The 13,538-nt window shown below is 71.5% G+C and carries 8 protein-coding genes; 2 read left to right on the top strand and 6 right to left on the bottom strand.

From position 1 onward, the window contains the following. Positions 1-262 precede the first annotated feature (262 nt). Complete coding sequence (locus ACWGKQ_RS03320) at positions 263-793, top strand: hypothetical protein (RefSeq protein ID WP_453290153.1); 531 nt, start codon at positions 263-265, stop codon at positions 791-793. Between the two features lie 211 nt (positions 794-1,004). Here the strand turns inward: ACWGKQ_RS03320 and ACWGKQ_RS03315 are convergent, their stop codons facing one another. The 5 genes from ACWGKQ_RS03315 to ACWGKQ_RS03295 form a co-directional block, all read right to left on the bottom strand. Next, on the bottom strand, positions 1,005-2,648 hold the full coding sequence (locus ACWGKQ_RS03315; protein WP_453290152.1) for an RICIN domain-containing protein: 1,644 nt from the start codon (positions 2,646-2,648) through the stop codon (positions 1,005-1,007). 463 nt (positions 2,649-3,111) lie between these two features. Then, on the bottom strand, positions 3,112-3,489 hold the full coding sequence (locus ACWGKQ_RS03310; protein ID WP_453290151.1) for a toxin Doc: 378 nt from the start codon (positions 3,487-3,489) through the stop codon (positions 3,112-3,114). A gap of 3 nt (positions 3,490-3,492) precedes the next feature. Continuing rightward, positions 3,493-3,732 (bottom strand): hypothetical protein, encoded by a 240-nt coding sequence (locus ACWGKQ_RS03305; protein ID WP_089103774.1) that lies wholly within the window; start codon positions 3,730-3,732, stop codon positions 3,493-3,495. Between the two features lie 104 nt (positions 3,733-3,836). Next, positions 3,837-4,712: a hypothetical protein gene (locus ACWGKQ_RS03300; RefSeq protein ID WP_453290150.1), complete on the bottom strand. Its 876-nt coding sequence runs from the start codon at positions 4,710-4,712 to the stop codon at positions 3,837-3,839. A 52-nt stretch (positions 4,713-4,764) separates the two neighbouring features. Then, positions 4,765-5,292 carry a hypothetical protein gene (locus ACWGKQ_RS03295; protein WP_453290149.1) on the bottom strand — a complete coding sequence of 176 codons (528 nt, stop codon included), beginning with the start codon at positions 5,290-5,292 and terminating at the stop codon, positions 4,765-4,767. A gap of 189 nt (positions 5,293-5,481) precedes the next feature. On the opposite strand from ACWGKQ_RS03295, the gene ACWGKQ_RS03290 reads away from it, so the two are divergent. After that, entirely contained in the window at positions 5,482-10,308 is a 4,827-nt protein-coding gene (locus ACWGKQ_RS03290; RefSeq protein WP_453290148.1) for a CHAT domain-containing protein, read from the top strand. A gap of 69 nt (positions 10,309-10,377) precedes the next feature. Here ACWGKQ_RS03290 and ACWGKQ_RS03285 read toward each other — a convergent pair whose 3' ends face one another. Then, a complete protein-coding gene (locus ACWGKQ_RS03285) occupies positions 10,378-13,479 on the bottom strand; it encodes a glycoside hydrolase family 2 TIM barrel-domain containing protein (RefSeq protein WP_453290147.1) in 3,102 nt (1,033 codons plus the stop codon). Between the last annotated feature and the right edge of the window lie 59 nt (positions 13,480-13,538).

Raw genomic sequence — 13,538 nt, 5'->3', positions numbered from 1 at the left:
GCGGGCGCCACTCTGCCGAGTCCGCCGCCGAAACACACATCGAACCCACAGGTTTCAGTAACCTTGCGTATTGAATCAGTGGCGTGAAGTCACGGAATTCGAACGCGTCGACCGCTCAACAGAGCGGTTCTTGATCGTCCGAAGCGGCCGGATGGCCGGATCCCACCGCCTCGTTAATCGTCCTGAAACATTCCGCTTCCGCTGTCGGCGGACTTCGCGGCAAGCCCTTGCCTTTGTTCTGCAACGGAGTAATCGTCATTACATGATTACTCAAGAGCAACGAGACAAGCTCCGCGGCTGGTTCGCCGGCCGTCTGCCCGACGACCTCTTCGAGGAACTGGTGGAGGTGACGGCCGACCGCGAGGAGGTCACCGTCATCGGGCGCATCCCCGGCCCCAAGCTGGCGGACGACGCGTCGGACGCCGAGCGGGAGGCGGCCGTACAGGGCCGGATCCAGGAGTTCCGGGAGCGCACCCGGGAGAGCAGGATGGCCGTGGCCCGCGAGGCGGAGCACCGGTTCGGGCACAAGGTCTCCTGGGGCGTGGAGTGCGCCGGGCAGCGGGCGCTGTTCACGCATGTGGCCGCGCCGGTGATGACCCGGCTCCGCCAGCCCGAGCGCCAGGTGCTGGACACGCTGATCGCCGGCGGGGTGGCCCGCAGCCGCAGCGAGGCGCTGGCCTGGTGCGTGCGGCTGGTCCAGCGGCACACCGACGACTGGCTGACCGAACTGCGGGATTCCCTGGAGCACGTCGAGCGCGTCCGGGCCCAGGGACCGGACACCGACCAGGACTGAGGCCGACTGTCCGGACCCCCGGCCCGCGACGACCGACGCGCCGCCCCTACGGTGCCGCCAAGCAGGTCGAGTGAAGTCCTCTGTCGCCCGGCAGCGCCCCGAAGAGGCGCGGGGCTGTATTGCAGTGCGGCTACCGCCGCGTGGGCGCGACCACCCACGACGGCGCGCCGCGGACGAACGAAGTCGCATCGCGGCAATTCCAGCGGAGCGCCTAGTGGCCGGCCAGTTCCGCCGGCTGTGCCGAGGGCCCGCCGGTCCCGGCGATGGAGAGGGAGCCGCGGCTCTGCGACGGTGTCGGGGTGTCGGTCAGCCAGTGCTGGCCGCTGGTGTGGTCGCGGACCTTGACCACGATGTCGGAGCCGGGGTCCACACCGCCCGTGCCGAGGGCGAGGGTCTCGTCCCAGCGGGGCAGCAACTCGCCCTGGACGGTGAGGTCGTAGCGCACGTCCTTGCCGCGCTCGGCGCCCTCCTCGGCGCAGGTGCCGAGGATGACCACCCCGGCGTCCGCGTGCGAGTCCAGGCACAGGTCCTTGCCGGCCGTACTGCGCAGCTCGCCGTCGCTCTCGTAGGTCCACTGCTGGGTCGAGGCGGAGGAGCACACCGCGAGCACGACGCTCGCCCCGGCCTTCGGCTCGCCGTTGATGTCCAGGCAGAGCTGGGCGGCGGCGTTGCGCAGCCGGGTCGCGTGGTCGGCGGCGGGCAGCCCGGCCGTGCCGGAGGTGGGCCCGGAGGTGGGCGTGGCATCGGGCTCGGTGTCGCCGGGCACCAGGCCTGCGGTGGCCACGGCGTCGCTGCCGTCACCGCCGCCGGACAGCGTGCTGACGGCGAGGACGGAGGCGAGCAGCCCCGCACCGGCCACGCCGACACTGGTCAGCAGCGTCTTCGACGACCAGGAGCCGGGCGGGCGGCGCACCGCCACGGGGATGCGGGCGAGGATCCGGGTCCCCGCGGACGCACGCCGTCGCCCGCCCCCTCCGCCGTGCCGGGCGGCCGCGCGGGTGCGGGGAACTTCCTCGCCGCCCTTGCGTCCCGGGCGCGAGTCGAGGTAGCGACGGGCTCCCCAGCCGAGCACCGCCTCGACGAGGAGCACGCCCAAGCCGCCGTCGACATGGCCGAGTTGCTCGGCGGCGGCCCGGCAGTACGGGCACTGCGCCAGATGCTCCTGGACGTCCGGCAGCAGTCCGCCGCCGCGGCGGATCGGCACGTCGAGGAGCCGGTTGTAGTAGCGGCACTCCTGGGAGGGGGCGAGATCCCGGTGGGCGCGGACACAGCCCTCGCGGAATTTCTCCTGGGCGTCTTCGAGAGCCGCCGACGCAGTTGCCGTGTCCATGCCCAACAGACCGGCGGGTACGGTTATCGGTTCCGCCTCCACCTCGGCATGCCAGAGCAGGCTCTGGGCGAGTGCCGGAAGGCCCAGGAATGAACGCTCCGCGAGGGTGCGGTTTTCCGGCGTCAGGGACTTCGTGGCACGCATACCGCGACCGCCGGCCGGTTTCCCGAGGTCGGGAAGAACCTCGGCTATTCGGTCCTCCGCGGACCAGTTGGCGACCGTGTCGCGGACGGAGACCAGCAGGCGCGGCCGGATCGCGTCGGCCGTCTCGCCGAGGGCCACCCGGTCCAGGACCTGGTGGAAGGCGGCCGCCGCGACCATGTGCGCGATGGGCCCGGAGGCGGCCAGGCAGATGACCGCGTACTCCTGGACGGGCCGCCAGTGCCGGGCCATGAGCAACGCGGCGGACCGGGAGGCCTCGATGTCGGATCCGGCTCGCAGCGGGGCGGCGAGGGACTCGTCGGACTCCCCTGTGCCACCGCCCGGCGGCGGAAAGGGGGGGCGAGGCGGGAGGGGGGTGGGCACGGAGCGGATTCCTTTGGTGCGGTGGTGCGTACCTCTTCGGTGCGCCTGCGGGAGCGGGAATTCGCCGACGCGGTGTCGGTCGTGTTCCTCAACCGGCTATTCGGACCCGGCCATTACCCCCCCGCGCGGGCATTCACCCTCGCACAAGTCTCACACAAGCAACAGGGCACCTGTACAACATCGACAGCGTTGACAGAAAGTCAGAAAGGCAGCGGTGGCTATTGCCCCTTCATGGCCGCATTCACCATTCCGCGCGCCCCGTGTGAACCGCGCACCCGCACCGGCCCCGCGCGCACACTCCCGGCGCGCCCGCACAGGTGGTCCACTGACCACCGGCCCTCCTCACGAGGCCCCGCGCGGAACGGCGGCTCTTCCCGCGCGAAACAGGCCGCCGGCCCCGTTCCTCCCGCCCTCGGCCGGCGGCCCCGAGGAGCCGGGCAGCTCTCCTGCACGTCCGGGCGGGTCAGAGCTGCCAGGAACGGAGCCGGTCCGCCGCCGCGTAGACGTCGGCCTTGCCGCTCATCAGGTCGCGGGCCAGGTCGACGAGGGCGCCGTAGGGCGGGTCGATGCCGGCCCCGCTGACGTACATGTAGGCCACGGCGGTCGCGCAGGCGAACCGGGCGTTGGCCGCGGGCAGCGGCTTGAGCAGGGCGAGGGTGTGCAGCAGCGCGGCGGCCCGCCAGGCCGGGTCCGAGTCCACGCCGAGCCGGGGCGGGTCGACCCGGTGCCGGGCGACGGCGGCGACCAGCGCGGAGAAGTCGTTGATGGTGGGCTGCTCCGGCATGACTTCCTCATGGCGCTGGAGCAGCCAGGGCACGTCGATGTGGATGACCGGCGGCATGAGTCAGGCGGCCTCGCCCTTCGCGGGCGGCTCGTCGTCCGGGAACGCGGCGGCGAACTCGGCGGCATGGGCCGCGAAGAAACGGCGGAACTCCTCCGCCCCTTCCTGCAGGGCCCGGTGCCGGGCGATGTCGGCGGCGGCCGCGTCACGGACAAGGGCCTTCATGGACGTACCGCGCTCCTTGGCTATCTGCCTCAGGTCCTCAAGTTCGCGGTCGCTGAACTCCACGTTGAGAGCTGGCATGCCCTTCACGGTACCGCGCGGGTACTCCACCGTAAATACCCGCAGGTCAGGAGAGGCTCACCAAGGTACCTCCGGAGAGCAGGCGGGGCAGCGGCGGGGAGTCGTCAGGGTGAGCCGAACGAGCGGTAGGTGACGTCGGCCGGCACGCCCTGCCGCCACTGCCGGCACAGCCGCCGGTTCAGTTCGCGTTCGGCGGTCGCGTTCTCGGGCTGAGGCAGCCGCAGCGCGTCGTAGAGGGCGAAGCGATTGAGGTCGAAGGCGACCTCGACGGCGACCGCGTAGGCCTCGGCCGAGCGGACGGCGGAGACATAGCTGAGCCACGCCAGACCCGAGGGAGCCAGGGCGAGGGTGAGCCATGGGCCGTCGTCCGCGAGCAGTCCGGCCGAGACGACCGCAGCGACCGCGAAGGCCGTGCACAGACGCGCGCAGGCGTCGAGCGCGGTTCTCCTGTCGTCCACGAGGACGCGAGTGGCCGGGTCCAGTACCGGGTAGAGCCTGGGCCAGGCCACGACGGCGTCGTAGCCGTACTGGCTTCCGGCGGAGTCCTCCATGGCCGCCAGCGTGTTGCCGAGCGCGGTCGGCCGGAGCTCGGTCGGTTCCGCCGGGTAACGCCGTCGGAGCCGGTCGCCCAGCCGGCCCGCTCGCTGGACCGCCGCGTGATCCGGATCGCCGGCGCCGTCGAGGAGTTGCCCGAGCACCACGAGCCGCCGTGCCCTGAGCCGTCGCTGCCAAGCCCGCCCGGCCGCCGCGAGTGGCCTCGGCAGGTCTCCCTCCAGCAGGCGAGTCGTCCCCGCCTGCAAGGGGGTGAGAAGCACGGCCACGACAACGACGGCGACGAGGCCGACCGCGGCCTGCGCGAGGGTGAGAGACGACATGCGGTGCCATGGCACGGAGAAGTCCGGCCGCCCGGAGGCGGCACCGGCCGACACCAACAGCCAGACATAGCCCGCGACCAGGAAGACCGGAAGGAAGCCGGTCACGAAAAAGCGTCCCGTGAGCATCGCCGTGACCGGCTGGGCCACCGACCCCATGTCAGGTCACCAGCCGCAGCTCCCCGTGGCCCGGCTCGGCGCAGCGGGGTGGGTCACGGAGGTCCAGGTGCGTGCGCCAGACACGATACGTGCAGCCGACGGTGTCGCAGACGAAGCGCAGCGCCTCGTACCGGTTGGACTCGCCCGGGAGCCAGGCCTGTTCAGCGTCGCCCAGTGAGCCGCCGTCGCGGGTCGGCGGGTCCAGCAGCGTCTTGAGATGCCGGCGGGATGTCGTGCCGAGCATGGTGCCGGCGACGGCCAGGGACCAGCGTGCGGCATCCGGATCCCGCACGAGAACCACGTCGAGGAGCTCCGCGATCGCTTGGACGGTGACGTTCGACGGGAAGTCCAGACGGCATCGCACCGCCGCGGGATCGCCTGCCTGCTCCGCCGGTGGCTCGAGGAGGTCGCCGAGGTCCGGCAGGCGACCGGGGAGGCCGTCGTGGTCCGCGGCCGCTCCCGGCGGCGCCGGGTGTTCGTCGCCAAGGGAGTCGTCGTTCGTTCCGAGCGCTGTCTGCTGGTCCGTCAAGGGTTCCCCCGTGCGCGTGCTTCCACCGGCGAGCCCTCAATCCTGACGCGCCGCCCGCCACTCGGTAAGGGCGCGCGCACGGCGCGTTTCCCGTGCCTGGCAAGCGCCGAGCGCCCTTGTCCGCGAGCACGAACCAGAGCATTCTGCTCGTCACTTCACATCACGCCGTTCGGTACGGGGGGGAGAGGCGTGAGGGACATACCCACGGAGACGAGCGCCGGTGACGATGCCGGGGCCGCTCGGCGACGGGAGCTGCTGGCGGCCCTGGAGGACCGCGTGCGCCGCTGGGCGGAGAGCCACGACCGCAGGCTCTTGTTCTCACGCGATGCGCGCCGCGAGATGCTGGAGCTGCTGCGCATCGCCGGGGAGGGGGTGGAGGACGATCTTGAGGTACGGCTCGCGGTGGGCCTGTACGTCTGGTGCCGGCACATCGCTCGCAGGGGCTGGAAACCGAGCGCCGAGCGGTTCCTCGCAGTGTCCCTGCTGCGTCCCGTGCGCGGACCGGCCGCCGACGCTTTGCCTGCCGGACCGCGGGCCGAGCTGTTGCGCGCCTGTCTCCCACCGGGGAACCACACTCTGTGGCGCCAGAGGGCCGAGCGGCTTCTGTCCGTGTACGAGGCCACCGGCGAACCGGACGCGCTGCGCGCGGGAGTGGAGCTACTGGAATGCGCCTATGAGACGCTGCCGGACGACGCGTCAGGACGCGCACAGTTCATCTCGCACACCGCCGATCAGCTCGCCGCACTCGACCGGCTGACCGGGGAGGCCGGTCCGGCGAAGCTGCTGGAACGGCGCCGTGCGGCTGTGGCCGCGGTGAGACCCGCCGACAGCCGAGGGCGCGCTTACACGCTGGACCGGCTGGCTGTGACGTTGTACGAGGTGGCGCGGGCGACACAGGACCTGGCGCCGTTGGACGAGGCGGTCGCGGCCCTGCGGGCCGCGGTCGCGCTGCGACCGGAGGCCGATCCGCTGCGCCCCGACACGCTGCACAATCTGGGCGGCTGTCTCCTGCTCCGACACAGGCTGGCGGGTGATTCAGGGGCGTTGACCGAAGCCGTCGACATCGCGCGGGCGCTGGTCCGCGACCTGCCGGACAGCGAGAAAGGCGTTGCGAGACAGCGGAATCTGCTGGTGGTGCTCGGGCACGTGGAACCCACCGAGGCTTCGCTCCGGGAAAGGGCGGAACTGCTGCGGCGTGTCCTGGCCACCACGGGACCCGAGGACGCGAGCACCTCCGATCTCACGGATCTGGCCGACGTCCTGGCCCAGCTGTATCTCCTCGGTGACTCCGCCGAACTGCTCGAAGAGGCCGTGGCCACGGCCGAGCGATCCGTGCGGGCGACCGACGCGGACTCGGACATCGGACTGCGGAGCCGGCTGGTGCTCCACGATCTGCTGCGGAACTCCGCGGAACGCAGGGGAACGACACCGGAGTTGCTCCGGCGCACCACTGGACTGTGCAGGGAGGTGGTGGCCGTGAGGCCATCCGGGGACCCGGCCCGGCCGGCGTGGTTGCGGGCCCTGTGCGACAACCTGTATCTGACCATCGACAAGACCGGCGACACCGCCACCCTGCCCGAGGCGACGGCCGCCGCCCGGGAACTCCTTTCGCTGGCACGGCAACAGGTACCGGCCAGTCCGGCGGCGCTGTGGTCGGGTGTGGCGGCCGCCGCCGTCCTCGCCCCCTTCAGCACGGACCGGCCGTTGTTCCAGGAGGCGGTCGCCGCCGCCCGGGAGGCCACCTCGCTCTCCCCCGGCGATGATCCCGATCTGCTGGAGCACCAGGCGGTGCGGGCGCGGGTCGTGCTGTTCAGGCATGAGCGCTTCGGCGCGGCGGACCTCGTCATGGAAGTCGCGGACGACCTGCGCCGGTGTCTCGGGGCAGGTGTCCGCGGTCCTTGGTACGACGAGTGCCTGATGCGTTTCGGGCAGACTCTGCACGCGCGGTACTGCTGGTCGCACGACATCGGAAGTCTGCGCGAAGCGGCCGAGAGGCTCCGGACGGCGCTGCCCGGGACACCGGAGACCAACAGCATCGTGGGCTTCGAACTGGGCGCGATCCTTCACGACTGGTACGACGTGACCGGCGAGGTGAACCTCCTCGCCGAGGCGGTCGCGGTCCATCGGGTTGCGCTCGGCCCTCACCCCCCGCGAAATCGTCACACGGCGGCCCTGCTGTCGGGCCTGGCCGTGGCATTGCACGACACCTACCTGCACAACCACGACGTACGGCAGCTACGGGAGGCCGTGGACCTGGCCCGGCAGTCCGCCGCCCGGGCGCCGGGGCACGACTCCAATCGAGCCCGGATCCTGTCCAGGCTGTCCTACGTTCTGCACACCCAGTACCACGTGACCGGTGACCTTGCTGTGCTTCAGGACGCCGTGGCGGCCGGCCGGTCCTCCGTCTCCGACGAGCACATGGTGTTCATCGCTCAGCCCTGGACCAATCTGTGCCAGTCCCTCACCAGTCTGTACCTGGTCACGGGTGACCGGAGCGCACTGGAGGAGGCAGAAGCAGTGGGTCTCCGTGCACTGGACCATGACGGCGACCACGCAGCAGGCTGGAACAACCTCGCCACGGTGGCGGAACTCGGCTACCGCCTCACCGGCGACACCACCCTCCTGCTGGAGTCGGTGAAGCGCCAGCGCAAGTCGGTGGCGGCCACGTCCCCCGATCACGTCGACCACTCCTTGTACCTCAGCAATCTCAGCGAGGTCCTGGCCGTCCTGTACCACGTGACGGGGGATCTGGCGCCGCTGGAGGAGAGCGTGGCGATCATGGAACGAGCCGTCCACACCTCCCGGCCCGAGGATCACTGGCATGGGGCGCTCCAGTCGACACTCGGTTCCGCCGCACTGCGCTTCCATGACCGCACGGGCGACAGGGATGCCCTTGCCACCGCGGTCTCCGCGAGCAGAACGGCCCTTGAGATCACCCCCGACGACGACGTGAGCCGCGCGCCGATCCTCATGCAACTCGGCCTGGCGCTCAGGAGGAGCCACGCGCTCACCCCGGAGCCCGCTCACGGCGAGGAAGCCGCGCATCTGCTGCGCACCGCGGCGGCACAGTCCGCCCTGTCTTCACGGCCCGTGGGCCTGCTCAACCTGGCCCAGCTCGGCATCGACCGGTACGACGACACGGGCGACAGCTCCTTCCTGGACGAAGCGGACCGGGCAACCGCCGAGGGGCTCGAACTGGCCGGTGCGGACAGTCCGATTCGTGCCAATCTCCAGACGACCCGCGGCGTCGTGCTCTGGCACCTTCATCAGCGCGACCCGCGGGCCGGTCTGCTCGAAGAGGCCTTCGCCGCGCTCCGAACCGCCGCGGGTTCACCCGCGTCCCCTGCCATTGACCGGGTGCGCGCGGCCTGGCAGTGGGGGCGATGGGCACAGGCGGCCGGCAGGGCCGACGAGGCTCTGACCGCGTACGAGTACGCGGTGACGCTGCTGACGGACCTGGTCCCCCGGTCCCTGGAACGCGAGGACCGAGAACATCACCTCGGACGGATCACAGGCCTCGCCGCGGACGCCGCTGCCGCCGCACTCGACGCCGGGCGACCGGAACGAGCCGTGGAACTGCTGGAACAGACCCGCGGGGTCCTGATGGCGGAGACCGTCGACGCCCGGGGCGACCTGGGCCGGCTGCGTCTCGGCCAGCCGGAGCTGGCCGATGCGCTCGACGCGCTGCGGGCGCGGGCCCGCGCCCTCGACAGCGTCAGCGCCGCACCCGCGCGCTTCGCGCAGCTCGCGAAGTCGGCGCGGGGCACGCAGGATCACGACGGCGGCCATCGGCAGCGGATCGTCGCTCAGCGGGCCGACCTGGGTGGGGAGTGGGACCAACTGCTGCGCACGATCAGGTCCCTGCCAGGCTTCCAAGGCTTCTTCCTCCCGCCCGCCTGGGAGGAGCTGCGCCCACTCGCCGACGAAGGCCCCGTGGTCTACGTCAACGCGTCCCCGACACGGTGCGACGCCCTCGCGCTCACATGTGCCGGACTGTTGGTGATCCCGCTCCCCGACCTCGATGCGGCGGCGATCCCGCACGAGGTGAACCGGCTGCGGAACCCGGGCACGGCCACCACGGTCGCGGAGCGCCAGCGCGCGCTGAAAGTACCGCGCGAGGTGCTCGCCTGGCTGTGGGACAAAGTCGCGCACCCTGTGCTCACCGCCTTGGAAACGGCCGGAGCGCTGGCCACGGACGGCGAGCCGCCGCGCCTGTGGTGGTGCCCGACCGGAGTGATGGCCTACTTCCCGTTGCATGCGGCAGGCCGCCACCACGGCACTCGCCCTGCCGAGCGGAGGGCTCCGGAGACCGTCATCGACCGGGTGGTCTCGTCATACACGCCGACTCTCAAAGCGCTGGCCCACGCGCGGCAGGCGTACGCCGAACACCTCGCCGAGAAGGCCGGGCACGGCCGTGACCGCACCCTTGTCGTCGCGCTGCCGGAGACACCCGGGGCACATCGACTTCCCTGGGTGGAGGAGGAGGTCCGCCGACTGACCGAACTGGTTCCCGACGCGCAGGTGCTGACGGGATCGGACGCAGTTCGCGACACCGTGCTCGCCAGGCTGCCGCATCACGACGTGGTGCATTTCGCCTGCCACGCGGAAAGCGACTGGACCCGGCCCCGGGACAGCCGTCTCATCCTCCACGATCACCTGACGAACCCGTTGACCCTCGGAGCGCTTTCCGGTCTTCGTCTGCACGGCGGTCTCGCCTGCCTGTCGGCGTGCAGCACCACGAGCGCACCCCCCGACCGGGTCGACGAGACACTCCACCTGACCTCGGCGTTCCTCCTGGCGGGATACGCCAACGTGGTGGGCACCCTGTGGCCCGTGGTCGACCGGGAAGCGGCCTCCCTCACCGACGCGTTCTACACGGCGCTCACCGGTGGCGGGGACGAGCCGCCGTCGCCCGCCCGGGCGGCCCGCGCCCTGCACCGCGCCACGGTGGCAAGGCGGGACGCGCATCCGGGCGACCCCATGCGGTGGGCCGCGCACGTCCACGTCGGGGTGTGACGCGATCCGGCCCTGCGGTAGCGGCCCCGGTCCGCCGCGAAGGACGCCGTCCGGACCGCTCCGCCGTGGCTAGATGTCGAGGCGGCTGATCCGTAGCGCGCCCGTGGTCTCCCCCGGGTGGGCGCTGGTCAGGGTGAGCCGGACGCGGGAGCCGCGGGCCGGGGTGAAGGTGATGGCGGTCGGGGTGTCCGAGGCGGTGGCCCAGTCCACCGCCGTGTCCCGCACCGCCCGGTACGCCGTGCCGTCCCAGACGGCCACCTCGACCGACGCGGGGAGGGCGTGGGTCGCGTCCACGGTGAAGGAGACGTCCACCCGGTCGAAGGTGCGGGTGCGTCCGAAGTCGACCGACACCCAGTCCGCGGTCCGGGCGCCGCCGAACGCGGGCAGCAGGGCCGTGGCCGACTTGGCGAAGGCGTTGGACCAGCCGGTGGCCGGGTCGCCGTCGAGCATGGCGGCGGGGAGGGTGTCCGGACGGCCGGAGTAACCGGCGTCCGCGGAGGGGTGGTCCGGCGGGGCCGGACAGTCCGGGCCGAAGGCGGGGGCCGGAGTGCTCGCCACGGTACCGGCGGGGGTGGTGTGCACGGTGGCGGTGTCCGCGCGCAGCCCGGCCACCCTCGCGGTCACCTTGAGGGCACCCGGCTTCGTACCGGAGCGGACGATGGCAAGTGCCTTGCCGTGGAAGGCGGTCCGGGTGCTCGCCTGGTAGCGCTCGGCGCTCTCCTCACGGCCGTTGTCGAGCCCGGCGAGCGAGCCGCCGGTCACAGCGAAGGAGATCAGGTGCTCGGCGTCGGGCACCGGCACGCCGTGCGCGTCGACGATCTCGGCGGTGACGAAGACCAGTGAACGCCCGTCGGCGGACAGGGACCTGCGGTCGGGGGTGAGGCGCACGGCGTGCGGGGCGCCGGCGGTGCGCAGGACGTCGGTCGCGACCACCCTGCCGTCGCGCCGGGCCACCGCCTTCAACTCGCCCGGCCGGTAGGGCACTTTCCAGGTCAGGTGCAGTTTGCCCGCGCTGCCGTTGGGGCTGGTGTAACTGCCCGGGTAGGGGCCGGTGGTGAAGGTCTTGTCGTCGCCGGTGGCCTCGGTGGTCTCCAGGTAGGTGCGGCCGTCGGTGGTCGTCTTGGTGTCGAACTCCCGCACCCCGAGGGACTCCCCGTTCAGCAGCAGCTCGACAGAGGGCACGTTGGCGTACGCCCACACCTCGACCGTGTCCCCCTCCTCGTGGTTCCAGCTCATCGGCAGCAGGTGCACCATCGGCTCGCTCACCCACTGGCTGCGGAAGAGGTGGTACATGTCCTTGGGGAAGCCGGCCGTGTCGACCGCGCCGAAGAAGGACGACTTCACCGGGAACACGTCGTACGGCGTCGGCTCGCCGATGTAGTCGATGCCCGACCACAGGAACTGGCCCGCGAACCACTTCCGGTCCCGGTCCTTCTTGTGGCCGTACTCACCGCTCATCGTCCAGGAGGCGAGGTTGTTGTCGTAGGACGAGGTCGCCCGGCGGCCGGGGGTCTGGTTCTCCCCCGTGTTGAGGTGCTCCGGCTCCTGGTACGTGCCGCGGGTCGAAGTCTCCGAGGAGGACTCGGACTCGAAGAGGAAGAGGTGCGGGTAGGCCGCGTGCAGCGCGTCCACGGACTTGGCGGTGTTGTAGTTGAGGCCGAGGCCGTCGAGCTTGGCGAGCATCAGGTCGGCGGCGGAGCCCTGCTTCGGGACGCCGCGGTACTTGTCGGAGCCGATGACCAGGGGGCGGGTGTCGTCGGCGGCCCTGATGGCGGCGATGATCCGGTCGGCCATGGCGAGCCCGGCGGTGGAGGTGGAGTCGGGGATCTCGTTGCCGATCGACCACAGGACGACGGCGGGCGAGTTGCGGGCGGCGAGGACCATCTCGGTGGCGTCGCTCTCGCACCACTCGTCGAAGAACCGGCCGTAGTCGTACTTGGTCTTGCCGGTCCGCCAGCAGTCGAAGGCCTCCACCATCATCACGATGCCCAGTTCCTCGCAGACCTCGATCATCTGCGGCGAGGGCGGGTTGTGCGAGGTGCGGAAGGCGTTGACGCCCATCGACTTCATGACGGTCATCTGTCTGCGCACCGCGTCGGCGCTGATCGCCGTGCCGAGGGCGCCCTGGTCGTGGTGGAGGTCGACGCCCCTGATCTTGGTGGGCACGCCGTTGAGGGAGAACCCCTCGTCGGGGTCGAAGCGGTAGCTGCGGATGCCGAAGACCGTCTGGAAGGTGTCGGTGGTGGTGCCGCCGACCCGGAGTTCGGTGTGCAGGGTGTAGCGGTGCGGGGTCTCGATGCCCCACGACTTCGGCTTGCCGACGGTCAGTTCATGGGTCGCGGTGGTCGCGCCCGAGCCGCTGACGGTGACCGTGGAGGACGTCCGGGCGACCGTACGGCCGTCCGGGTCGGCGATCCGGGACAGGACCGTCACGTCCGTGCCCGCGCCGGACTCGTCGACGACGGCCGTACGCACCCGCACCACGGCCCGCTCCGCGGTGACGTCCGGGGTGGTGACATACGTCCCCCACCGCGCCACGTGCACGGGATCGGTCACCACCAGCCGGGCCTCGCGGTAGATGCCGCTGCCCGAGTACCAGCGGCTGCTGGGCAGCTGGTTCTGCACCTTGACCGCGAGGACGTTCGGGGTGCTGCCGTCGGTGTGCAGCAGGTCGGTGAGATCGAAGGCGAAGCCGGTGTACCCGTAGGGGTGACGGCCGACCTCGGTGCCGTTGCAGTAGACGTAGGAGTCCATGTAGACGCCGTCGAACTCGACCGAGATCCGCTTGCCGGCGCAGCCGGGCGGCAGCGTGAAGGCGAGCCGGTACCAGCCGAGGCCGCCCGGGAAGAAGCCGGTGCCGCTGGTGGTGCCGTGGTCCGTGGTGGGGGCCTGCTCGATGCTCCAGTCGTGCGGTGCCGCGACCTGCCGCCAGGCCGAGTCGTCGTACCCGGGGTCGGCGGCGGCCGCGTAGGCGCCGGTCGGGTCGGTGATCCCGCCCGGGTTGACCAGCGCGAACCGCCAGCCGTCCCGCAGGGCGACGGTGCGGCGGCCGGTGACCTGTGTGGACGTACCCGCCTCCGGAGCCGCCCAGGCGCCCGGGGCGCCGAGCAGCGCTCCGGCCGTCGGGGCTGCCGTGGCGGCTGCCAGAACCGATCTGCGTGTGACCGTCATGGTGCGGCTCTCCCTCATCAGGGCCCAGAACTACTCACAACTGATCGACAACAAACAGA

This window comes from Streptomyces sp. NPDC054770 (assembly GCF_053611985.1).
Note: the sequence above shows the minus strand (reverse complement) of the source record. Positions and strands in the feature narration are given on the sequence as shown.

What these genes read in the sequence shown, in the direction of transcription:
- ACWGKQ_RS03320 (WP_453290153.1), top strand. Translation starts at nt 263, where the DNA reads ATGATTACTCAAGAGCAACGAGACAAGCTCCGCGGCTGGTTCGCCGGC.
- ACWGKQ_RS03310 (WP_453290151.1), bottom strand. Translation starts at nt 3,489, where the DNA reads ATGCCGCCGGTCATCCACATCGACGTGCCCTGGCTGCTCCAGCGCCAT.
- ACWGKQ_RS03305 (WP_089103774.1), bottom strand. Translation starts at nt 3,732, where the DNA reads ATGCCAGCTCTCAACGTGGAGTTCAGCGACCGCGAACTTGAGGACCTG.
- ACWGKQ_RS03285 (WP_453290147.1), bottom strand. Translation starts at nt 13,479, where the DNA reads ATGACGGTCACACGCAGATCGGTTCTGGCAGCCGCCACGGCAGCCCCG.